Annotated in this window: 18 protein-coding genes; 10 read left to right on the top strand and 8 right to left on the bottom strand. The window is 44.3% G+C overall.

Features of this window, described 5'->3' with window-relative positions; translation table 11 throughout:
• Window positions 1-59: 59 nt before the first annotated feature.
• The 3 genes from AACR75_RS05575 to AACR75_RS05565 are packed head-to-tail and all read left to right on the top strand — an operon-like array spanning window position 60 to window position 3,284.
• Complete coding sequence (locus tag AACR75_RS05575; RefSeq protein WP_026028719.1) at window positions 60-1,478, top strand: SLC13 family permease; 1,419 nt, start codon at window positions 60-62, stop codon at window positions 1,476-1,478.
• 8 nt (window positions 1,479-1,486) lie between these two features.
• Window positions 1,487-2,824: an ATP-binding protein gene (locus AACR75_RS05570; RefSeq protein ID WP_047689107.1), complete on the top strand. Its 1,338-nt coding sequence runs from the start codon at window positions 1,487-1,489 to the stop codon at window positions 2,822-2,824.
• Window positions 2,811-3,284 carry a response regulator gene (locus AACR75_RS05565; RefSeq protein WP_047689104.1) on the top strand — a complete coding sequence of 158 codons (474 nt, stop codon included), beginning with the start codon at window positions 2,811-2,813 and terminating at the stop codon, window positions 3,282-3,284. The genes AACR75_RS05570 and AACR75_RS05565 overlap by 14 nt, the downstream gene beginning before the upstream one ends.
• 50 nt (window positions 3,285-3,334) lie before the next feature.
• Here the strand turns inward: AACR75_RS05565 and AACR75_RS05560 are convergent, their stop codons facing one another.
• Complete coding sequence (locus AACR75_RS05560; protein WP_013856790.1) at window positions 3,335-3,544, bottom strand: hypothetical protein; 210 nt, start codon at window positions 3,542-3,544, stop codon at window positions 3,335-3,337.
• A gap of 279 nt (window positions 3,545-3,823) precedes the next feature.
• Window positions 3,824-4,036 carry a transcription antiterminator/RNA stability regulator CspE gene (gene cspE / locus AACR75_RS05555; protein WP_010317961.1) on the bottom strand — a complete coding sequence of 71 codons (213 nt, stop codon included), beginning with the start codon at window positions 4,034-4,036 and terminating at the stop codon, window positions 3,824-3,826.
• A 566-nt stretch (window positions 4,037-4,602) separates the two neighbouring features.
• Here cspE and AACR75_RS05550 point away from each other — a divergent pair.
• On the top strand, window positions 4,603-5,697 hold the full coding sequence (locus AACR75_RS05550) for a NapC/NirT family cytochrome c (protein ID WP_047689101.1): 1,095 nt from the start codon (window positions 4,603-4,605) through the stop codon (window positions 5,695-5,697).
• Window positions 5,698-5,719: 22 nt separating this feature from the next.
• On the top strand, window positions 5,720-8,167 hold the full coding sequence (locus AACR75_RS05545; RefSeq protein WP_047689099.1) for a molybdopterin guanine dinucleotide-containing S/N-oxide reductase: 2,448 nt from the start codon (window positions 5,720-5,722) through the stop codon (window positions 8,165-8,167).
• Window positions 8,168-8,236: 69 nt separating this feature from the next.
• Here the strand turns inward: AACR75_RS05545 and AACR75_RS05540 are convergent, their stop codons facing one another.
• Window positions 8,237-9,697, bottom strand: a complete 1,461-nt coding sequence (locus AACR75_RS05540; protein WP_047689097.1) for a DEAD/DEAH box helicase — start codon at window positions 9,695-9,697, stop codon at window positions 8,237-8,239.
• 274 nt (window positions 9,698-9,971) lie between these two features.
• Here AACR75_RS05540 and AACR75_RS05535 point away from each other — a divergent pair, with 274 nt between their 5' ends.
• The 3 genes from AACR75_RS05535 to AACR75_RS05525 all read left to right on the top strand — a co-directional run bounded on the left by AACR75_RS05535 (window position 9,972) and on the right by AACR75_RS05525 (window position 12,879).
• On the top strand, window positions 9,972-11,408 hold the full coding sequence (locus AACR75_RS05535) for a 6-phospho-beta-glucosidase (RefSeq protein ID WP_026028850.1): 1,437 nt from the start codon (window positions 9,972-9,974) through the stop codon (window positions 11,406-11,408).
• Between the two features lie 107 nt (window positions 11,409-11,515).
• On the top strand, window positions 11,516-12,520 hold the full coding sequence (locus tag AACR75_RS05530; protein WP_047689094.1) for a LacI family DNA-binding transcriptional regulator: 1,005 nt from the start codon (window positions 11,516-11,518) through the stop codon (window positions 12,518-12,520).
• A 137-nt stretch (window positions 12,521-12,657) separates the two neighbouring features.
• On the top strand, window positions 12,658-12,879 hold the full coding sequence (locus tag AACR75_RS05525) for a hypothetical protein (RefSeq protein ID WP_010319365.1): 222 nt from the start codon (window positions 12,658-12,660) through the stop codon (window positions 12,877-12,879).
• A 131-nt stretch (window positions 12,880-13,010) separates the two neighbouring features.
• Here AACR75_RS05525 and AACR75_RS05520 read toward each other — a convergent pair whose 3' ends face one another.
• Window positions 13,011-15,392, bottom strand: coding sequence for a glycoside hydrolase family 2 protein (locus tag AACR75_RS05520; protein ID WP_047689092.1), 2,382 nt, complete (start codon window positions 15,390-15,392; stop codon window positions 13,011-13,013).
• Between the two features lie 330 nt (window positions 15,393-15,722).
• On the opposite strand from AACR75_RS05520, the gene AACR75_RS05515 reads away from it, so the two are divergent.
• Window positions 15,723-16,061: a YggL 50S ribosome-binding family protein gene (locus tag AACR75_RS05515; RefSeq protein ID WP_026028717.1), complete on the top strand. Its 339-nt coding sequence runs from the start codon at window positions 15,723-15,725 to the stop codon at window positions 16,059-16,061.
• A 109-nt stretch (window positions 16,062-16,170) separates the two neighbouring features.
• On the opposite strand, the gene AACR75_RS05510 is transcribed toward AACR75_RS05515, so the two are convergent.
• Window positions 16,171-16,803: an MSHA operon transcriptional regulator gene (locus tag AACR75_RS05510; protein ID WP_013856799.1), complete on the bottom strand. Its 633-nt coding sequence runs from the start codon at window positions 16,801-16,803 to the stop codon at window positions 16,171-16,173.
• Between the two features lie 253 nt (window positions 16,804-17,056).
• Here AACR75_RS05510 and AACR75_RS05505 point away from each other — a divergent pair, with 253 nt between their 5' ends.
• Entirely contained in the window at window positions 17,057-18,259 is a 1,203-nt protein-coding gene (locus tag AACR75_RS05505) for an iron-containing alcohol dehydrogenase (RefSeq protein WP_017042476.1), read from the top strand.
• 68 nt (window positions 18,260-18,327) lie between these two features.
• Here AACR75_RS05505 and AACR75_RS05500 read toward each other — a convergent pair whose 3' ends face one another.
• From AACR75_RS05500 to AACR75_RS05490, 3 genes are read right to left on the bottom strand one after another with little or no spacing between them, the layout of a single operon-like run.
• Window positions 18,328-21,132 (bottom strand): Hsp70 family protein, encoded by a 2,805-nt coding sequence (locus AACR75_RS05500; RefSeq protein ID WP_047689090.1) that lies wholly within the window; start codon window positions 21,130-21,132, stop codon window positions 18,328-18,330.
• Window positions 21,133-21,180: 48 nt separating this feature from the next.
• Complete coding sequence (locus tag AACR75_RS05495) at window positions 21,181-23,079, bottom strand: Hsp70 family protein (protein ID WP_047689088.1); 1,899 nt, start codon at window positions 23,077-23,079, stop codon at window positions 21,181-21,183.
• Window positions 23,079-23,711 (bottom strand): DUF2760 domain-containing protein, encoded by a 633-nt coding sequence (locus AACR75_RS05490; protein WP_026028849.1) that lies wholly within the window; start codon window positions 23,709-23,711, stop codon window positions 23,079-23,081. The genes AACR75_RS05495 and AACR75_RS05490 overlap by 1 nt, the downstream gene beginning before the upstream one ends.
• Between the last annotated feature and the right edge of the window lie 205 nt (window positions 23,712-23,916).

Raw genomic sequence — 23,916 nt, 5'->3', positions numbered from 1 at the left:
CGAGATTCAAGTACACCTCTAATTATCGTTTCTATGAGTACTCAGGAAGAGTTTATATGGTGCGTCCTTACTTAAAATTTATCATCCCTATTTTAGTTCCATTACTTATTTTATTGTTGCCTATGACCGCTTTCCCTTTTGAAGGGATGACTGTAATACAGCAGCGAGTGATTGCCATCTTTTTGCTCGCCGCTCTTTGTTGGGTATTTGAACCGATCCCAATCTATGCCACATCGGTAGTCGTGATCGTGCTAGAGCTCCTAATGGTATCGGATAAAGGTATCTGGTTTATGAGGCTTGCTGAGGGAGAAGCTCATTTTGGTGGCTTGCTAAAACATACTGATATCATGGCGACGTTTGCCAGCCCAATTATTATGTTGTTTTTGGGTGGCTTTTTCTTAGCCATGGCCGCCACTAAGTATCGCTTGGATGTCAACCTTGCCCGAGTGCTGCTCAAACCATTTGGCCAGAACCCCAAGTATGTCATGTTAGGCTTAATGTTAATTACTGGCATCTTCTCGATGTTTATGTCCAATACCGCAACAACAGCGATGATGCTTTCCATCTTAACGCCTGTCATCGCAGTGTTTGGCCCAAAAGATCCAGGGCGAATTGCTTTTGCTTTGTGTATTCCGGTCGCCGCTAATATTGGCGGTATAGGTACGCCAATAGGTACTCCTCCCAATGCGATCGCATTGAAATATCTGGTCGGTGAAAATTTAATTACCTTTGGTGAATGGATGGCCTTTGGGGTGCCGTTTGTGATCATAATGATGGCACTCGCATGGGTATTGATTAGCGCCATGTTTAAAGCAGAGCAACAAAAAATTGAATTGACCATTAAAGGTAAATTTTTAAAAACACCAAAAGCCATTATTGTGTATGTCACATTTGCTCTGACCATTCTTCTTTGGTTGATGGGCTCAACCCATGGTATGAACTCTTATACTGTTGCACTGATACCCGTGGCTGTTTTTTCTCTTACTGGCATCATCAACAAAGAAGATCTAAAGAAAATTTCTTGGGATGTGCTGTGGTTAGTGTCTGGTGGTATTGCGCTAGGACTTGCATTAGACAAAACGGGGTTAGCGCAACTAGTGGTGAACAGCATTCCTTTTGCACAGTATTCACCTTACGTTGTTTTATTTGGTGCGGCATTTTTGTGTCTCATTATGGCCAATTTTATGTCACATACCGCTACCGCGAACTTATTAATGCCGATTATGGCCGCGCTTGGTGCTTCAATGACTTCGCTTACTCCATTAGGTGGAGAAATCACGTTGATTCTCGTGGTTACCTTTGCTGCATCACTTGGTATGTCATTACCTATCAGTACACCACCTAATGCGTTGGCGCATGCTACCGGGCACGTTCAAAGTAACCAAATGGCTAAAGTAGGGGTTGTCCTCGGTGTGATAGGGGTGCTGCTCAGTTTTGTTATGGTTTGGTTACTTCATGCGGTTGGTCATATCGGTTAGGTAGCATTATGTCGGATAAAAGACTTGTTGCACTCATTGATCGTTATTTTCGCCATCCTGAACGGATGGTGAAACTGCCTTCGGGAAGTATTGTCATTGAGCAAGAAGGTTATAATGATCGACTCTATTTCGTATGGTCGGGAGAATTGAGTGGCTATTACAACGAAAAAGGCGATAAACCGATAAAAGTTTTTTCAGCCGGTGCTGGTGCTTTTATTGGCGTGCACAGTTTTTTTTCTGGTGAATGGATAGCTTCTTCAACAGTGGTGGCTGAATCTACGGTAGAGCTTGCCTGGATCGACCGAACTACGGCTGTTTTAGAAGAAGATCAATATGGACCTTTAACCGCCCAGTTTACCCCCGTTATTGTGAATGAATTATCCCGCCGTCAACGACGCGCAACTCAAGAATCAGTGGCAAAAGAAAAAGCATTAGAAAGGTTATATTCGGCTGAGCAAATGACGACCTTGGGCCAGTTAGCGGCGGGCATTGCCCATGAATTGAACAATGCCATCGGGGTAGTGAGTAGCAAATCTGAGCGATTAGAAGTACTGTTTATGGAGCTACTCGAAGAGGTTCATCCTGAAGCGAGCCTCTTTTTCGATTTTGGCTTGATGTATGGTCAGAAAGTATCGTCAAACGAAGCTAGAAGACGAGGTGCTCTTTTCGAAAAGCAATACGCCCTGCCTAAAAATGTGGCAAGAGATTTAGCAAAAGCGGTTCCAGAAGACTACTTATCTTCGCACTGGCTGAAAAATCCACATTTAGCTATCCGTTATTGGCAAATGGGCCGTGACTTGCATGATTTACGTTTGGCCTCTAAACATACTGTTGGCATTGTTAAATCAGTAAAACAACTGGGCCGAACTGAAATAAATCAAGATGAAGAGTTCGATATTAACGATACGATCAATCGAGCATTGGCGCTATTACAGAGTGATTTACGACGTGTCAGTGTTCGTATTAGGCCTGCTGCGTTACCCTTATTTAAAGGATCTCAGACAGAGCTGGTACAAATTTGGGTAAACATCATCAAAAATGCCTGTGATGCGATGGCTAACATAGCAGAGCCAATGATAGAGATACAAACCAAATTAAGTAAACAACGTATATTGGTAACCATTGCTAATAACGGTCCTGAAATTAACGAAGCCACTAGACGGAAAATATTCCAACCAAGCTTCACCACCAAAAAAGGAGGGTTGTCGTTTGGTTTGGGACTAGGATTATCAATAGTGAAACGCATTGTTTCTGGGTATGGTGGAAATGTCGTACTCAAAAGTGACAATGAAAGAACAATATTTAGAATTAAATTACCCACGGAGAGCGATTATGGAGAAGCTTAATATCATTTGTGTCGATGATCAAAGGGAAGTATTAAGTGCGATACTGCAAGATCTTCAACCACTCACTTCTTGGTTGAATATTGAAGATTGTGAATCGGCTTATGAAGTATTGGATCTAATGGATGAGTTTGACGAACAAGGTGAGCATATTGCGCTGCTGATGTCAGATCATGTGATGCCAGGAAAGACAGGAGTCGAATTATTAACCGAGGTCGCAGCAGATTCCAGATTTAAGAAAACAAAGAAAATTCTGTTAACAGGGCAAGCAACACACACAGATACGATCAATGCGATTAACACTGCAGGTATAAATAGGTATTTTGAGAAACCGTGGAATGCAAAAGAGCTGGTAGATTGTGTTCGCACTTTAGTAACAGAATTCATCTTTGAAGTAGGTTTAGATTATAAAGACTATCACAACGAACTAGATCAGAAAATAGTGCTAGCAAAACTGAGATAAGTGAATAATGCCCAAATAACTTTAACGGCGGCTATTAAAGTGTTTGGGTATTAATCGATGATATTAAAATGGCCAATAAGCTTGTCATCAGCATTCAATATTTGTCCTTGAGAAGATTCTTCATCATAAATAAAATTGAGATGAAGAGTGTCTAAATTGCAATTTATCTGACTTAATATATGACGTGTCAATATGTCACTATTAAGTTGATGAATAGTCGCATTCCAAGAGCAATGTTTAATATTAAAATGAATATTCATAGTGAGCGTAATTTTTGTGTTGCTTTAGATTTAGCAAACCAAAAACGCTTTCTACCAGTTGTACGAGACATAGTAGATCTCCTTTGTAAAAATGAAAATATTACATAGATAGAAATAGGATTGTCAAAACGGTTTATGCAAAAATGGCTGAATGTTCGAACGGGATAAGCAGAGGGAACGGAGCAGAAGTTTGAGCGATAACGTTGATAACTATAATTTATAATCTAGGTAAAAATAAGAGCGCTGGCGTGGTGCCAACGCTCACACATTCATGCGAAATTATTCAGCACGTACGTTAGCAGCTTGAGGACCTTTAGCACCTTGTTCTACAACAAAAGATACTTTTTGGCCTTCTGCTAAAGTTTTGAAACCTTCAGAAGCGATAGCGCGGAAGTGTACGAATACATCTGGACCGCCGTTGCTTTGAGAAATGAAACCAAAACCTTTAGTTTCGTTGAACCATTTTACAGTGCCAGTAGTAGTGTTAGACATGTTATGTCCCTTATAAAAATAAAAAATTTTAAAATACAGGTGTTGCTTTGAGACGAATTATTTAAATGAGACGATGAAACTAGAGGACACTTTGAATTGAATCTGAAAGGGAACTTTGGCTTACTTGTTACATTAATAACCCTGTTCAACAGAGCGGACACATAATCGCATGGTCCTCAATCAAAGTAAAGCATTTATTTTAAAATAATTGAGCATTAGAAATCTGAGCAGGTTATTCGTGATTTTTGTTACTTTTCAAACCATTTTTAGTCAACATTATCAGTGATAAGGCTCTGCCTATCTTTGGGGTTTTTGTCTTTTATTTTTAATATCAATCGGTTGTGTTTTATGTATTTTTAATTTTTATCATCTGTGTGGTTATTTATTTTCTATTTTATCAATTTATAGGAAAGGTGACATAGGTCACGCCTGTTCCTTGTCTAAATTGACTACTGTCAAGTTGACATCCCTCTTTGGGGGTATAATTTCCTTATGGAATACGATGCGCATCACATAAATGCAACGTGTTCTGTCAAAACCACATCCGTTGAGATTTGTGAGGAATAATGAATATTAAAAAAAGAATGATAGTGGGAGTTCTTGCTATTGGGGTGCTGCTCGGTTGGTTAAGCCTTGGAGGAACTCATGTCATCTTAGAAAAAACGTCGAGTACGGAATTTTGTCTCTCTTGTCATACTATGCAAGCACCCTTTCAGGAGTATCAAGGCTCGGTACACTTCAGCAATGCCAAAGGCATCCGTGCAGAATGTGCTGATTGCCATATACCCACTGATACTATGGATTATTTAGTCACTAAAATCAGGGCGTCCAAAGATATCTATCATGAGTTCATTACCAAGAAGATCAGCACACCTGAAAAGTATGAAGCGCATCGAGCCGAGATGGCTGAAACTGTCTGGGCACAATTAAAAGCGAACGATTCTGCGACCTGTCGTTCATGTCACAGTGAAGATGCGATGGAGATTTACGACCAAACGGCGCAAGCACAAAAAATGCATCAGTACGGTATCGACAATAATCAAACCTGTATTGATTGCCATAAAGGTGTGGCGCACATGCTTCCTGAAGTCAAAATGGACAGCCAAGCATTAGCCCATTTAGTCGAAGAGGCCAAGTTAACCCCTGTGGGCACTCCTATTGTTTATGCGATGCAATCTACGCCCATTTCTGATTTCGGAACGATCAATCCAGCGACACCGTTGAAAGTATTGAATGAAAACGATGGCAAGCGCACCGTTGAATTGAGTGGTTATCAGATGCAAGGTGCAGAACAAGTCTTGTATATGGGTGAAGGTAAGCGTGCTGTGATTGCTATGTTAACTGAAGCAGGGCAAAAAGCATTGAGCGTAAAAGAGTATAACGAAGATGCCTACGGAAATCAGTGGCGTCAAGTAACACTTGCCGGGGACATCGACACGCCAGTATTGGGTAAAATGGATTCGCTTTGGGCATACGCTGAGCAATTGGACAATGTTTACTGTTCAACATGTCATGCCAAAATTCCGAGTAACCATTTTACGGTTAACGCGTGGCCTTCTGTGGCAAAAAGTATGGGGGACCGTACCTCTATTTCCGCAGAGGATCTAGAAATCCTCACGAAATATTTCCAATACAATGCGAAAGATGTTGTTGCCCAATAAAAAATGAAATAAGGATTCAGTGATGACTACTCTCACACGTCGAAGTTTTCTAAAAAGCGCTGGTGCAACTGCAGGTGCGGTCGCTATTTTTTCGGTTAAACCCATGCCAGTTCTCGCTTCCGCACCGCGAGGAGCTGGTGTACTGACTGCTGGGCGTTGGGGCGCTATGCTGGTTGAAGTTAAGGATGGGAAAATTATTTCCTCCAAGAATGCATTGCCGCAAACCGTACCCAATAGTCTACAAACCTCAGCGCCAGATCAAGTACATACTCAAGCGCGGGTCAAATACCCGATGGTGCGTAAAGGTTTTCTAGCCAATCCCCATATGCCAGATGGTAAACGAGGAGACGATGAGTTCGTCCGCGTTAGTTGGGAAAAAGCGCTGCAATTAATCCACCAACAGCATGCCCGTATTCGCACTGCTTATGGAGCCGAGTCAATTTTTGCGGGCTCTTACGGCTGGCGATCCAGTGGGATTTTACATAAAGCCCAAACCCTACTGCAACGCTATATGAGTATGGCGGGAGGCTATTCGGGTCATTTAGGTGATTATTCTACGGGTGCTGCGCAAGTCATCATGCCTTACGTTGTAGGCTCAATAGAAGTGTATGAACAACAAACAACTTACCCTGTTGTACTTGAAAGTAGTGATGTTGTGGTGCTTTGGGGGCTTAACCCTATTAATACACTGAAAATAGCATGGAGCAGTACCGACGGCGCGGGGCTTGAGTTTTTTAATCAACTCAAACATTCTAAAAAAACCATTATCGCTATCGATCCTATGCGTTCGGAAACCATCGAATTTTTTGGTGAAAACGCTCAGTGGATTGCACCGCATCCTGGTACTGACGTTGCGATGATGTTGGGGATCGCCCACTCATTAGTTGGAAAGGGCCAACATAACCTCGAATTTTTGAATAAATACACCGCTGGTTACGACAAGTTTGAAGCTTATCTGCTAGGTCATTCTGATGGCACGCCAAAGACAGCACAATGGGCTGAGGCAATTTGTGGCGTTCCTGCCAAACAACTAGAGCTATTGGCTGATATTTTTAGCAAAAATAGAACTATGATCATGGCTGGTTGGGGAATCCAACGTCAGCAATATGGTGAACAAAAACACTGGATGCTTGTCACTCTGGCTGCAATGCTAGGGCAGATCGGTTTACCCGGTGGTGGGTTTGGTTTTTCATATCACTATTCCAATGGCGGTAACCCAACGCGAACTGCGGGTGTTTTACCTGCTATATCAGCGGCTATTGATGGTGGTTCATCTGCGGGTAATGATTGGGCCGTTTCTGGAGCAGTAAATAGTTTTCCTGTGGCTCGTATTGTTGAAGCGTTGGAAAACCCATCCGGTCAATATCAACACAACGGGCATGAGAAAACATTTCCTAACATCAAAATGATCTGGTGGGCGGGTGGTGCAAACTTTACTCATCACCAAGATACCAACCGTTTGATTAAAGCGTGGCAAAAGCCGGAACTCATCGTTATCTCTGAGCCTTATTGGACTGCGGCCGCAAAACACGCTGATATTGTACTGCCCATCACGACGTCATTTGAGCGTAATGATCTCACCATGACAGGGGATTATAGCAATCAACATTTAGTGCCGATGAAACAGGCAATTGAGCCTCAATTTGAAGCGCGAAATGATTTTGATGTATTTGCTGATATGGCGGAGCTGTTAAAACCGGGCGGACGTGCAGTGTATACGGAAAATAAATCCGAAATGGAATGGTTGGCTGGTTTCTATAAAGGAGCTCAAGCTATCGGTCGCCAGAATCGGATTGCAATGCCTAACTTCAGCTATTTTTGGAAACAAAATCAGCTCATTGAGATGAAATGGAACGAAGCGAACGCGAAGTTTGTGCGTTATTCCTCTTTCAGAGAGGATCCTATCCTGAACCCTCTTGGTACACCAAGTGGCAAGATTGAGATCTTCTCCAAAACCATCGAAGGCTTCAAATATAGCGATTGCCCGCCACATCCTATGTGGATGCCGCCAATGGAGTGGGTAGGGAATGCTCAAGCCGATGAACTGCAATTGATGACATCGCATGCGGCTCATCGTCTCCATAGCCAGTTAAACTATGCGGCACTACGCGAGCAATATGCGATAGCAAACCGTGAACCGATCTGGATTCATCCAGAAGATGCAAAAGTTCGAGGGATCAAAGATGGCGATCTTGTCCGTGCTTATAATCAACGTGGCCAAGTCTTAGTTGGCGCGCTGATCACGGATGGAATTAAGCAAGGTTCGGTCTGTATTCATGAAGGGGCATGGCCCGATTTTGATAAACCTCATGGTTTATGTAAAAACGGAGGATGCAACGTACTGACCGCTGACATACCTACTTCAAGGTTAGCCAATGGCTGTGCTGGTAACTCTTCAATTGTGAAAATAGAGAAATATGTAGGAGAGCCACTTCCTCTAACCGCATTCACACCGCCCAAAGGCGCGTAAAAACAAAAAGGCCACTAGATGAGAGTGGCCTTTACTTTTTAATCAGAGAGTCGTAATCAGTGAGTAATATCAGCTCGCCGCGATTTTGTTTGTTCTACGAGGTCTATTTTGTCCAGCCGATCCGCTTCTCGTGGGTTGGTTTGCACTTGGTTTGTTGCTGTTTGAACGAGAGGAATTGGCCGCTTTCGGCTTTCTGTCATTAGTTTTGGTATTCGCGCTTATGCTGTGACCTTTTGCTACATCACCAGAGCGCTGTCCGTCATTATGTTCTGGTTTGTTCTTTTTCGGCTTTTTTGCTTTAATCGGTTGTAGCGAAGGAGATGCCGGTAATTTGTTCACTGGCGCAAAGCCTTCAACCTCAATTCGTTCTAGTAAATTTTGGGTAAGGCGCTCAATGGCAAACATGTCTTTTGCTTCATCGGCGCAGACCAAAGAGATCGCATTGCCTTCGGCGCCTGCGCGGCCTGTACGGCCAATTCGGTGAACATAATCTTCAGGGACGTTAGGCAATTCAAAGTTTACCACTTGTGGTAATTGGTCAATATCAATGCCGCGAGCGGCAATATCTGTTGCTACTAAAATGCGGATCTCACCACTTTTAAAATTGGCCAATGCCTTAGTACGTGCGCCTTGACTTTTATTGCCATGAATAGCGGCGGCGCTGATGCCACTGCCTTCAAGTTGTGCGGTTAAGCGATTAGCGCCGTGTTTAGTTCGTGTAAATACCAACGCTTGTTGCCAATTATTTTCTTTGATTAGTTGAATCAATAGTGCTGGTTTTTTCGCTTTATCTACAGGATGTACCCACTGTTTGACAGTTTTGGCGGTACTATTGCGTGGCGTAACCGAAATCTCGACTGGGTTGTTAACTAACCCTTTCGCAAGTTGGCGAATTTCATCAGAGAAAGTGGCCGAAAAGAGTAGGTTTTGACGTTTTGCTGGCAGCAGTGCAAGGATCTTTTTAATGTCACGAATGAAGCCCATGTCTAACATGCGATCCGCTTCGTCTAAGACCAAAATTTCTAATTGGTTAAATTTAATCGCATTTTGGTTGTATAAATCCAACAGTCGACCCGGTGTCGCGACCAAAATATCTACTCCACGACGCATTTTCATCATCTGTGGGTTAATTTTCACACCGCCGAAAATAACTTCAGAGCGTAGTGGAAGGTTTTGTCCGTAAGTTGCCACGTTGTCGGCAACTTGCGCGGCTAATTCACGTGTCGGCGTCAGAATTAATGCACGCACTTGGTTGGGGCCTACTTTTGGGCCTTTAACTAATAGATCCAAAATGGGCAGGGTAAATCCTGCTGTTTTCCCGGTACCTGTCTGGGCCGCTGCCATCACATCTTTGCCTTCAAGAACGGCTGGAATAGCTTGCGCCTGAATTGGCGATGGTGTTTCGTAACCTTGAGAAGCAACGGCTTTCAGGATGGCATGGGATAAACCCAGAGAGGCAAAACTCATTAAAATGTCTCGATATGTAAATAAGGAAGTGATCCGCATCACGTTGCGGAAAGGCGCAAGCATACAGTAGTCACAGCAAAAGTGCTACGGAATGTCTCTGTTTGCCACTTGTCAGTAACAAATAGTGCGTATTTTCTTCCGAGAACATTAGAATTATTAATTTCAATGTAACCGGTTTCCGAAACCGGTTACATTTTTACGATAATCGTTTATGATGTCACGCAAAGTAGCAAAGCGATGATGTATTTCTATACAACGTGTCCACATGGCGTGAAATAGCATATTAGATCGACATAAGGGTACATTGAGTCAGCAAATGAAGACGAGGTAGATGACGATGGCAACGAATGGTTTTCCAAAAGATTTTTTATGGGGTGGGGCTGTAGCAGCACATCAAGTTGAAGGTGGATGGAACCAAGGTGGAAAAGGAGTCAGCATTGTCGATGTGCTCTCAAAAGGAGCGCATGAAGTACCTAGGGTGATGACCTCCGGTGTGGATGCAAATTATTTCTATCCTAATCATGAAGCCGTTGATTTTTATAGTCATTACAAAGGTGACATTGCACTTTTTGCTGAGATGGGTTTTAAATGTTTTAGAACCTCAATTGCTTGGACTCGTATTTTTCCACAAGGTGACGAAGTCTCGCCCAATGAAGCAGGGCTACAATTTTATGATGATCTTTTTGATGAATTGCTGAAATACGGCATTGAGCCAGTTATTACGCTTTCGCATTTTGAGATGCCATTCCACCTTGTACAACAATACGGGGGATGGGCAAATCGCAAGCTTGTGGATTTCTTCGTTAACTTTAGCCAAGTGGTGATGGAGCGTTATAAACAGAAAGTGAAATACTGGATTACCTTCAATGAGATCAATAACCAGCGAAATTGGGAATTCCCACTGTTTGGCTACTGTAACTCAGGGGTGATCTTCACTGAACATGACAACCCAGAGCAGGTGATGTACCAAGTCATGCATCACCAATTTATTGCCAGTGCTTTAGTGGTCGATCTCGGTCATAAGATCAACCCTCAATTTCAAATGGGTAGCATGATTCATATGATGCCGCTTTATCCCGCGTCGTGTCGTCCAGAAGATATGATCCGCTCTCAAGAAATGATGAGAGAGAAGTACTTGTTCAGCGATGTGCAAGTTCGTGGCTATTACCCAAGCTATATTTGGCGTGAATGGGAGCGAAAATCGATAACCGTTGATATGCTCGATGGTGATGAAGCGATACTGCGTAAGGGTTGTGCCGACTACCTTGCGATCAGCTATTACATGACGAATATTGTCTCTGATGATCGCAACGCTGAAGGTGAAACAACCAGTTTATTTAAACAAAGTCGCTTAAACCCTTATCTCACAGCGTCTGATTGGGGATGGCAAATTGACCCGGTAGGGCTTCGCTACGCGCTTTCTGAGTTGTATGAACGCTACCAGAAACCGATTTTTATTGTCGAAAATGGTTTTGGGGCAATCGATGAAGTCGATGAGCAAGGCCAAGTGCAAGACGATTATCGGATTGAGTATTTACAAGCACATATACGAGAAGTGAAGAAGGCCATTGCTATAGACGGCGTTGATGTCATGGGCTACACCCCTTGGGGCTGTATCGATTGTGTGTCGTTCACCACTGGTGAATATAAAAAACGTTACGGTTTCATTTATGTAGACAAACACGATGATGGTTCTGGTTCAATGGCTCGCAGTAAAAAGAAAAGCTTTTACTGGTATCAGTCCGTGATCAAAACCAATGGCGAACAATTATAAACGTGGAATGACAATAATAATTGTTGATTGAGAGCGTTCATCCAGCTTAGGAAATTAGGTAAACTCCCTCGGCTTCCAAGAGTCGGGGGTTTTTATTAGGAGTCACCATGGCGACAATCAATGACGTTTGTAAAGCAGCGGGCGTGTCTAAAGCCACCGTATCGCGCGTACTCAATCAAACTGGCCAAGTAAAAGCAAGTACGCGAGAAGCCGTTTTACAAGCCATGTCCACCTTGGGTTATCAACCTAATGTGTTGGCGCAAGCATTAGCCACAAACAGTGCAAATGCGATTGGGCTGATACTTCCTCAGTTTCAAGGGAGTTATTTTGGCAGCTTATTGCATCAAGCAGCACAAGGTGCCGAGCAAGCACGTAAGACCTTACTTGTCATGGACAGTCACGATAACGCGGCAGGCGAATTAGCAGCAGTGCGCTCATTGCTCACTCAGCGTTGTGACGCCATCATGCTTTACAGCCGCCATTTGTCGAATCATGAGCTGGCATCATTGCAATCTGATGTTTCAGTGCCACTGATAGTACTCAATCGAACCTTGGAAGAAGCCGGTTTACATAGTTTTGGTTTTGAGCAGCATCAAGCCGCTTCTTTAGCGATTAATCACTTGCTTGAACTTGGCCATCGCCGCATTGCTTGCATCACTAGCCCTTTGGACAGTGATACAGGACAACAGCGATTTGCTGCTTATCAGTCAGGCTTGCAGCAGGCTGGTATTGAGCTCAATCACACGCTCGTTGTTGAAGGTGATAATTCTATGCTGGCGGGTTATGCCGCGGTTCAACGGTTATTAGAACAACAGAGTGAGTTCAGCGCTATTTTTGCTTGTAACGATGATATGGCACTAGGAGCAATGCGCGCACTTTACGAACATGCCATTTTGGTACCCAATCAGGTCTCTGTAATGGGGATTGATGATGAGCCTGCGGCTGCGTATTCGGTGCCCAATCTCTCAACAATATCGCTTCCTATTGAGCAACTGACGAAGGATGCAGTAGCCTTGGCCCTACAATTGGCTGAAGGGAAGGGCTCGGATGATGCCAAGATACATCGCTATCTAGGTAAGCTGGTGCTTCGAGAATCAACGTGCGCACCTTAAGAGGCCTCGCAGATTAATGACTCATTGAAATAATGAGCATTTATTTTAATTAACTGTATAAATCCACAGTTAATTGCTTGACATTATGTCACTCTTTACTAAGCTGTATGTATGCACAGTGAAGTTGGAGGTGAAATATGTTGTGGGAAACGCTAGAACGAGTTAACCGCCTTCGCCAAGAAGCGTTAGCCAACCCAGACTTTGTCCAATCCGCGCAAGACCATGAAGAGACATTGAAGCAGGTCGAGCAATACTTTGAACCAACGAAACGACGCAAGGCAGCAAAACGTGCAAAAACCCTTGCAGATATTTATCAACAGACTGAATTTGGTGAAAATCCATCTGGTGTTCAACATTAGTCAGTGTTTGACATGAGCCAATGTTGAACATGCATTAGTAAAAATGGTTTAGCTTGCAAAGAGCTGCTTGATGCGCAGCTCTTTTTCGTTTCCTTCCTTAAGGCTGAGCGTTTGTCTTTATTCGGCTCAGTTCATTCAGCCAGTTGATAAATAGTACAGTTTAAGTGAGATTTATCGTCTGATCTAAAGGCGATTGTCCGCATTTGGTTGGGGAGCAAAAAGAAGCTGGAGTCAGAAAATTGTAGTACGTTGTCATGTTCTAGGTGAACGTAAAGTGCAGGTCGGTCAGTGGTCAAACAGAGACTGCCCGCACGATATTCACACAATATGCGAGCCGATTTTAAGGGCAAACGTTTTGGTACATCCGGCAGCCAAAAATTATCCCGCTGGCCATCCGTACTGACAAAGTAGATCGCGCCTTTTTCTGGTGTGAAATCCTTTATTGTGTGTTGCCACACGATTTGGTTACTCTCTTGGGGCAGTCGTTCATTGATTGACCAATGCTTTCGCAATTCTCCTTCCCATCCAAACCAATATATGTCACCCACAAGGTATTGCTCACCGGGCGCATCATTAATGGCTCTCAGTGATAGGTGTTTCTCATCTTCAGAAAAACAGGCCAAAAGCGGGTTATAAAACCGTTTGGCGTGATAATGTAATTGCTTCCAGCGTCCAGAATACTCAATGCTTGACCAAGACGCGACGGGCCAGTTGTCATTGAGTTGCCAATATAATATGCCACGGCAAATCGGTGAGGTTGCCCGCCACGCTTCGACAGCCGTTTTAATTGCCATGGCTTGCTGAACTTGGCTCAAATAAAGCATCTGCTGGAAGCCATTCGGGAAACGGAAATAGCGAGTAAACATTTCGGTGATGATGCTATTACCACGAGCATTCTTTTGGTGATGTTCAAAATGAGGCGCACTGATATTCCAGTCGCTTTCTGGGATAATCTGCTTCACTTCACTAAATGAAGGCCAAGACTGATAACCGAATTCTGAACAAAATCGTGGGGATATTGAATGGTAAGCGTCAAAAGATTTACCTGAATGCCACACATCCCAAAAATGCATGTCACCTTTATTATCATCATGCCAAGCGTCACCAAAATCTAATTCACCATTGCAAGGTGAGCTTGCCCAAAAACGGCGACTTGGATCTTGTTCATTGACGAGGATTTCTAAAAAACGATTGAGTCGGTCGTAATTGACTAGGTATTTTTCACGGTTTTCTCGAGATTCTGGATACCAAGTTAATGAACCAATCACCTCATTATCACCACACCAAATGGCAAGGCAAGCATGGTGCTTCAAACGTTGTATTTGTTGTGTGACTTCTTGCTTTACCTCTTCTAAGAAACTCGGTGTTGAAGGGTATTGTGCGCAGGAAAACATCAGATCTTGCCAGACTAATAATCCGAGTTGGTCGCAAAGTTGATAGAAATGATCGTGTTCATAATCACCTCCTCCCCACACACGAATCATATTCATGTGAGCTTCTTGTGCGGCTCGTAACAGCTGTTGATAACGGGAAAAATTGACTTTGCTTGGCATGGCGTCCATTGGTATCCAATTCGCGCCCTTCACTGATATCGAGACCTCATTCACGATAAAGGTCATTTCACTGCCGATGGAATCTTGCTCAGTGCGCAACGTGAGACGTCTTAAGCCAACTTGGCGGTTGATCTGCTGCTGTGCCATGGTAATAGACAGTGTGTATAAATAAGGGTCACCGTAACCGTTTGGCCACCAGAGATGCGGATGGTGAACATCAATATCCACACTGCTTTGGTTGCAAAAAGCCTCACTATCGATCGTAATAGTTTGATCGCCAAAAGTAAGTGTGATGGGTGTGGAGAGCGATTCGCTATGCCGTATTCTCACGTGCAGCGTAACGTGTGTTAAAGCATGCCAAACTTGTTCAATATCCACACCCAGCAGTGAATATTCTTGTACCGTTTTTAATTGCATTGGTGCAAAAATACCACAAACAGCAAGGCATATACCCCAATCCCAACCACTGTGGCATTGAGGTTTTCGCACTGTGTTCATGTGAGGAAGTTGATTATTCCCTTGCGCCCACGGAATGGGAAAGGGCAGCTCATCGGCTCTTTGCTTGGCTACCGAAGCGGCAGGTTCAAATCGCCATTCAAAATGATTTACACCAATTTGCAGATAAGGGCGAATATTAACGGTATAGGTTTGAAAAGCATTATGGCACTGTAAAACCTTCTGTCCGTTGATCCATAGATCAGCAAACGTATCGACCTTATTCAGCTCCAGTAAGTGGTTTGGGCACTGAAGGTCTGCCGCATTTAAAGTGATCGCTTTTGTTAATACCCAATGACATAAACCAGCCCACTGAACCTGAGACTCATTGGATGCATAATAGGGATGAGGGATCAAACCCGCTTGCAGTAATGCATGATACTGGTCACCGGGCAGTGTCATCGCGATTTGGATATCGGGATACTCGGGTGAGCTCAATCGCCATTCACCGTTTAAATCAAACATAAATCCACCTCAAAAAATACGATTTACAAGGGCTAAATGAGCTGATTTAACCATGCACTATGAAATAAAAATGTGCATGGGTGGCAGGCTCAAAAGTTGTGCGAAGTTTTTAGATTAAGTTGCGAAGCAGTCAATAATTATGATTCTCTTGACTTTAATTTGACGTCACTAAGCTTGACGAGCGGCTTGTTTTAACTTGTTTTGTCTTGGCACATCTTGAAACAATTTGTTGTGAAAGTGTCCGCTTGTGGCGGTTTATATAAAGAATCATTTTGGAAATGGTGCTGAAAGGTGTATAAATGCCGCATTCAAACAGAGAGAGAAAATATGATGAAAATCGACAAGCTAGAAAATAAAAACCGCCGTATCCGTAAGAAACTGTTTTTAGGTGAATTTGCGATCCTCGGTTTTGAAGTTAGCTGTACAACGTCTATCAAAGACTTTGAACAATACGATCTCTTCGTTGATGAGTTTATTGATTACGTTGATAACATCGGTCTTTGTTTCGGTGGTGGTGGATTAGAGATCTTTGACGGCTTTGTGTGCGCAGCCGATCGCTACCGTTCAGCAACAGAAGAAGATAAAGCGTTGGTTGTAAAATGGTTAGAAAATCGTGCTGAAGTTAGCAAAGTTGTTGCTGGTGAATTAGTGGATGCCAATTACGCTTAATTGCTCTTCTATTCTACGTTATTCAGCCAGTGCTTTTCATTTGCGATGTCTGACAAAAAAGCCGGAGTGAAACCACTCAGGCTTTTTTATTACGCTAAATTTTATTACGTTAAAAATCAGCATGTTTAACAAAGTAAGGATTGTTGAATTTATTGGCGTGACCAACAATCGAAACCACTAAACGGTTCCATAGCGCTTTATCAAAAGGTTCTTTAGGAATGGCAGGATAAAGTGTTTCGACCTCTTCTCTGGCAAAGGCCATAAACTCTTTCTTTTTCCTCTTGTTATACTCTTGGGCGACATTATTGTAGTTGCGGATCCACTCTTTCTTAAAGCGAAGCAAGGCGGGCTCGGCTTTTTCTAAAGGTAGTCGAGAGAGATAAACGCGCTTATACGAGATTTTGCGATCAATCATCGTTCGCATACTGGTTTGAATGTAGGTACCGTGCTGCGTAATGGAAATATCGCTCTCATCAAACAGATTCACACACCAGCCCTTAGGCCAAAAGTCAGCCTGTTTATACTGATTATTTCTAGCGGTTAATACTTGATGAAGCACTAAATCAGAAGTGCCTTTAAAGGTTTGCTGCCATGTGGCTATGCGAATTTGCAATGAACCAGGCAAGCGATAGACATTGGTAAACTTATCTTCGTTCATGACTTCTACAGTAATTGGTTGAATAAAATACAATTTTTGAATGCCATTTGAGTGCAGGGAATGCACCTCAAAGACGAAAGCCAAACGACGTGTCGATTATTTTATGACACATAAAATTATGTGCAGAGTACTCAGCTAATGATTTCAATTATAAGTATAAAAAGTGAGCGAGGTGGATTTTACAAGGTTTGCATTAAAATGCGAGCTTAAGTTGGCGTTAAATCTAATAATGATCAGCGATTATTTGCCTTATCTTGCAAAATTTGACTTTCTAGGTAGAGATAACTCGTTGTATTGCCTAGTCTAGTTAATAGAACTTCACAACTCGAGACCAATCATGGAGATCAAGTACCAGCAGTGGCAGCATAAGCTATACATGAAAGTGCTCAAATTGGCCGCAGCGATTCTGCCCATCTCCAAGCCAACCTTGTTTATTGGTAAAGAATCGCTCAAGCAACTCTGTTATTCGGTTTCTTTGATGGGTATTGAACGCGTGCTTGTCGTAACAGACCAAGGCATTGAAAAGCTTGGTTATGTAAAAAAACTAACCTTTGAGTTTGAGCGCGTTGGTGTCAGTTGTGTGGTGTTTAACCATGTATTGCCTGATCCTACTTATGATCAAGTTGAAGCCGGCCTCCATCAGTATCGATTGGAGAAGTGCCAAGGCGTTGTCGCTATTGGTGGCGGCTCTTCAATCGATTGTGCAAAAGTGATCGCCGCTTGTGCTACTAACCGCAAGTCGATCAAACGTTTAGTGGGGCTGTTAAAAGTATGGAAAACACCTGCGCCGCTGTTTGTGATCCCAACAACGGCAGGTACGGGCTCTGAAGTGACCGTCATTGCGGTGGTTTCTGACCCTCAAACTCAGCAAAAAACACCGATTACTGACCCGAAACTTGTGCCACTTATTGCAGCGTTAGATCCGATGCTGATGATGGCCTTGCCTACTCATATTACTGCGCAAACGGGGTTGGATGCACTCACGCATGCAGTGGAAGCCTTTATATCGCGTAATGCTACGCCAGAGACTGATCGCTATGCTATCGCTGCGGTTAAACTGATCCACGATAACTTGGAAAAAGCGGCGTTCTTTGGCCAAAATTTGACGGCGAGACAAAACATGGCACTGGCCTCTTATTACGCTGGACTTGCTTTTACCAAAGCCAGTTTAGGGTATACACATGCCATCGCCCATGCTGTTGGGGCGAAATACCATTTCCCGCATGGCTTAGCGAATGCGGTTGTGTTGCCACATGTATTGGAATACTCCAAAGAGGCGGCGAAAGATAAGCTGGCTAAACTGGCTGACGTACTCAAAATAACCGATCCACATTTGACCGATTCAATGAAAGCGGACGCCTTCATTGGGTATGTGAAAGAGCTCAATCACACACTGCATATCCCTAAACAGTTACAGGGGGTCATGCCAGAGCATATTCCAGAATTGGCCAAACAAGCTTTTCGTGAAGCGTTTTGGAATTATCCTGCGCCAAAATACATGCAGCAAACGGATTGCGAAGCGATTTTTAGGAAATTGTAATCTACATTCAGCGTTATCTTTGACCGCTCTCGTCATCATAGCAACGAGAGTGGTCAAATTAGGTCGATTCATTTTTTAAGCAGTATCAACCCACTTGGCAGAGTATCACCGAAGACACGTTTGGATTCTGTGTCAGACAGGTCATGCACTTCATTAACCAAAGTAAACCAAGTTTCTGGAACCTTACTCTGCTTTATCTTGGCTAAAACGAGCTGACGAACATCATTGCTAATATCAAAAAGACGATCTCCTGTCTTGCGACACATCATTACCGCGGCAAAGGCAATCATCGGTTCTTTTTGCCAGTTTTGATCAAGCAACTTCGGTAACCATTGTTCCACTTGCGCTCTTGGGATGACTGAATGTTGACTACCATACAGTAGCGTCCGAGAGGCTAACCGCCCAACGGCCCACCAGTGTGCTTGTTCACATTGAGTTTGATTAATCGCTTTGTTCAAAAACCACGTGGCAAGTAATACTTTATCTTCCACTTCTAGATGTTCCAGCGAAGCGGCAAGCCGCACCATGGCTTCGTACCCTTTGTCGTGCGCTTCTTGAGCTGATTTTGGATTTTTGATTGCGCTAGGGTGAAGATACTTAGCGATATCCGCTAGAATCGTTTCTTGTTGCTCCTGCCTCAGTCCGCCAGCAATACGCCGCCAAAATACCCACCAATCGCTCCAGCCTTGATGATTTTGGAATTGAATACCTTGTTGATACAGATTCCACATCTGTTCCATACGCCAAGGATCAGTTGGGTCGCCAAATCCTGGTCGCAGGGCAAACCCAGCCAGACGCAACCAGTTTTTCTCGTGTTGCTCTGAGCGACGTCGACGTTTACGGCCTTGAGAAAATGCATCAAAGAGCGGTCGTAGCGTGGTGAAATCCCATTCATCACGTGGCCCTAAAAGCTTATCTAAATCTTTGCCAAGCGTTTTTATGGCTTGGTTATCAGAGGCTTTTTTATTGCCACTATAAAGGTGTGTGATGAGCGAAATCGCCTCTGACAAGCGAGGATGACGTTGGATTTCACTGTCTGACTCACTGTGCTTGCGAACTTCAAACTCAAGTTGCCATTGGTTTTTTTCGTCCTCAACACTGACACATTCAATCTTGAGCGTGCCGACTTCAGTTAATTGACAAGCCAGTTGAACTTCCACCCGTTGCTTTTGGTTAGCATGCAATAGAGCATCATCATTTCCTTTTAACGCCGTTATATAAGGAGGCAGTGGTGTAAAAAGCTCATGTTCAACAGCCAATAACAGACCATTTTGAACGCGGCGATCAGCAAACATATCGTGGGTTGAGGTCAGGATGTTGAAGCGTACTGGTTCACCTAACGTCAGTGAAAATCGACGGCTGGTTAAGCGTATCTCTTGTCCTTCTTCGGTGCCTTTAGCCAAGACACACAGAGCATGTCCCGCACTGTTTTTTTCAGGCAGGTGTAAAAAATAAGAGCGTGCCGATCCGCCGCCAATTTTAAGCTGTGCACCTTGGCGAGCTTTACCATAGGCAACAGCACCGAGTGCGACTGCCCAATCAGGGTGAGGATTATCAAGCAGGGTGATCGGCGAACCTCGCCAATCGGTCAATAATTGAGTGATGCGCTTTGTGATAAGCTCACTATTAAATACGCCGCCATTAAGTAGTAATCCAACTGGAATGGCCGTTGCGTTTGACTCTTGCTTGAGCGCAAGGCGAGAAACGGCTTGGTGTTCAGCTAAAAATTCAGCGATATGTTTACTCACGGCAGGGTCGGCTGCGTAGGGCAAACCGAATTCCACCACTGCACTGCGGCGTTTAGTTGGACGTTCTTGTACCGAGCAAAGTGGGAAAAAGCCTTCCAGTGCAATGTCATGCACCTCTTGTTTCGTCAGGGAAATGCTTTTTGCTGCGCCTAATAGCTTTGAACCACTGCCAAGGAGCGTAATTTTTAGCTGCTCTGGGGCTTGGTTTGATAAGAGCTGCTCTTTTACTTGGCGAGTTTGCTGAATTAGTTTGCTCAAACTGGCGGCGGTTAATTTTTTCGAACCGTCAAAGCGTTGCTCAGCTAGATGAGCTAATGCTAAATCAAGGTTGTCACCTCCGAGCATTAAGTGCTCGCCCACGCCAATTCGGTCAAGAGAAAGTTGGTTGTCTGCGCTGTGTTTTGCTTCAATTAAACTGAGGTCTGTCGTACCTCCGCCCACATCACAAACCAAGATCAAAGGGAGTGATTGCAGTTGCTGTGAGGCACAATGGCGGTGACGTGCGTACCAGTCATAGCAAACGGCTTGTGGCTCTTCAAGTAGTACAATTGAGCTTAAGCCAGCCAGTGTTGCAGCTTCGATGGTGAGCTTACGAGCCGTTTCATCAAATGATGCCGGTACGGTGATAATGACGTTTTGATCTTCAAGTCGATGACTTGGATGACGGTAGTTCCATGCTTGCCGGATGTGATTGAGATAACTGGCGCTGGCAATCACAGGGGAAACTTTCGCTACATCGTGAGCGCCTGCCCACGGTAAGATGGCTTGCTTGCGATCAACCCCTTGGTGGGAGAGCCAACTTTTCGCGCTGGATACTTGTCGCCCTTCTACTTTTGCACCTAAATCTCTTGCCCATTGGCCAATAATTACCTCTTTGCTATCGCCCATAACCGGTTTAATTTGCCAAGGGAGCGATAGGGCATCAGGTGCGATCTGCCCGTCGGCTGGGTGATAACGAAATGACGGAAGGAGTGGTTTTCGAACCACTTCACCGGGGCCAATCAATTGGTCGACCTCAAAAAGATGTACGGGTGAGTCTTCTAACGATTCGGTGATTTCACAAAATGCCACCACAGTATTGGTGGTGCCTAAATCGATACCGACGAGAAAGCGAGGGGAAGACATGGAGGCTCCTGAATTTCAAAAACGGCATCCGAAGATGCCGTGTGGGGATTATTGAGTGACTTGAGGATCTTCACGCACATCGAACTCAACGTGCCATGTTTGGCCGTTGTCGGTCGCAATGGCTTCTAAGTGAAGTGTCCCGAGTTCTGTGATCGTTGAGGCTAAGTGAACCGGAACGACTTCGCCTTGTCGACGTCCTTCAGAAACAGGTAAGGTGACGTGGATCTCGGGCAGCTCTACAAGTTCTTCTGGAGCCCAATAATCTAAGTGCATGCCAGCTTCGTCATCGCGGCGTATTGTTGAACCAAAGAATTGAAAATGTACAGGCTCACCAATGACCAATCCAAACTCTTGGCTTGGTACGCGGACACTGCTTCCTTCTTCCATGCCAAATGGAGCGACGCACAAGGCTTCCATCGGCGGTGTGATCCCCGGAATGGCAGGCATAGCACTTTCAATACCGACGTAATAACTCGAGGCAATACCACCGCGAATACGCACACCTTGTCCACGACGAACTGCGCCGTAATACGCTGCGCCACATGCGACGGATAAATCAAGGTCTAAGCCTGTTAAGCGCTTCATCTGTGGTGCTCCCACAGTGCTCAACCAAGCATTAATAGTGCTGAGAAGACGGTTTGCTAATAAATCGGATTTTAACACGCCACCGTTTAGTAAGATGGCGGTCGGTTTGATAAAATCCATCTCCGGAGCTTCGCCCATACCGGGCATGCCAGCAAATGGGTTATCATTCAGAGCGGATGTTTCTAGAGCGGATATGTCGCCACCCATTGCATGGGCTTGTTTTGCCAAGAACGCGGCGATATGGCGGGTAATTCCAGCGTCTTGCGCGTAGGGAAGGCCCATTTGCGTTAATGCGCCACGTGCTTTTTGTACGGGATGATCAGTGATATTCACTTGTGGGAAAAAACCATCGACCAAGGTTTGTTGCACTTCTTGTTGAGTCAATTCGGTTTTAAGCGTTGTACCGAGCAGTTTTGAACCGCGACTTGGTACCACAATCGGTACGGAATGTAGGGCACTGTCATTAAGAAGCGCCTCTTTGGCATCTCGGCAAGCGTGCGTCATCGCTTGTACTTGCCAAGGTGCTAATTCTTTACCTTCTTGCGCCAATTTCATTTTTAAACGGTAAGCAAGGGCAAGGTCCATGTTGTCGCCGCCGAGTAAGATGTGCTCACCAACCGCAATCCGATTGAGCGTTAAGTTACCAGCGTCTTCAGTCACTTCCACTAAGGATAAATCAGTGGTTCCCCCACCAATATCAACCACCAGAACAATGTCACCCACTTTGACTTCATCGCGCCACGCATCGTGGCTATTATCTATCCAACTGTATAAAGCCGCTTGTGGCTCTTCAAGCAGCGTTAATTGCTCAAAACCAACGTTGCGTGCTGCTTCAGCGGTTAAATCTCGGGCGGCTGGATCAAATGAAGCGGGTACTGTTAACGTGACATCTTGTGTAGCTAAGGGGAAGTCAGGGTGAGCGTGATCCCAAGCGCTTTTTAAATGCTCTAGATAGTACTCAGTGGCTTTTAATGGCGAGATCTTTTCCACTTCATCGCTGCTACCCACGGGTAAAAATGCATCACGTCGATTGATGCCACCATGACATAGCCATGATTTGGCACTGGCGACTAAACGAATCGGTGTCTTACTGCCAAGGTTGCGCGCAATGGCACCGACTAAAGCTTTTGGCTCGGCCGACCAAGGCAAAACGCGTGCGGCAGGGCTCATCTCATGTTCATGAGGCTGGTATAAAAACGAGCCTAATTGATGACGGCTTTCAACCGTACCGGGCGCGGTAAGTTGAGGGATGCTCATTACTGAAACGCGAGCGTTTTCATCCTGAGTATCAACATAAGAGAGCACGCAATGTGTTGTGCCTAAGTCAATACCAATACTAAATTTTGGCGCTGTCTGTTCCATTACAATTCAACCTCGGCAGGGGCGATGATTGAAGCATCATACTGTTCAGCCAATTTAGGCAAAGTGATAGCTGTTGCTTTCCAGCCTTTATGGACTAAGGTGCCATTAAAGGGTGCTGAACCCGTTACATTACCCGTTAAGCGAACTTCTTGCGGGTTGAAACCGGCTTCAATGGTAATTCGGCTTTCTTCATCTTCGCCGCGAATGGGCGTGAGCTGAATGTAATCTTGTAGGACTTTTTTGCCACCTGCGTGGATCACGCGCGCCGCGGCTCCAACTTCCTCATCTGAAAAAGCGGTGACATCTTCATTTAAGAAGTCAATCAGACGAGCTTCTTGCTGCATTAACGACAAAAGTTGTAGGGCGGAATCGGTTGGCGCTGTCGCTAATTTAGATTCGACTTCAACTACGCGCTCAATCACTTTTTCTACTTCTACGATTTTTTCGACTTCAACAATCGTTTCAACCGGCTTTTCGACTTCGACAATTTTCTCGACAGGTTTTTCAACAACTTTCTCAACGACTTTTGATTTGCGTGATACCACAATGAGAAGTAGCAAAAGGCTTGATGCACTGAGCCCAGCATGCAGCATATCAAAGGTGGTAGGGATCATATTTAAATCGAAGTTCATCACAATTCTCTTTACACAATGAAGTAGGCGTGGGAATTCTCGTGAGCCTACGGTGAATAGACTTAAAAATAGGGGCGCAGCTTACCATATTCAAGGCGAATACAGGATAGAAAGTCCGCATCATCACGTTTAAGCTAAAGTGATTGCTTGCGTTTTGAGCAGTATCAATCATTAATTCTCTATTCTGGTTCAACTTTAAGATTAA

Source organism: Vibrio sp. ZOR0018 (genome assembly GCF_963865925.1).
Classification (GTDB): Bacteria; Pseudomonadota; Gammaproteobacteria; order Enterobacterales; family Vibrionaceae; genus Vibrio; species Vibrio anguillarum.
Note: the sequence above shows the minus strand (reverse complement) of the source record. Positions and strands in the feature narration are given on the sequence as shown.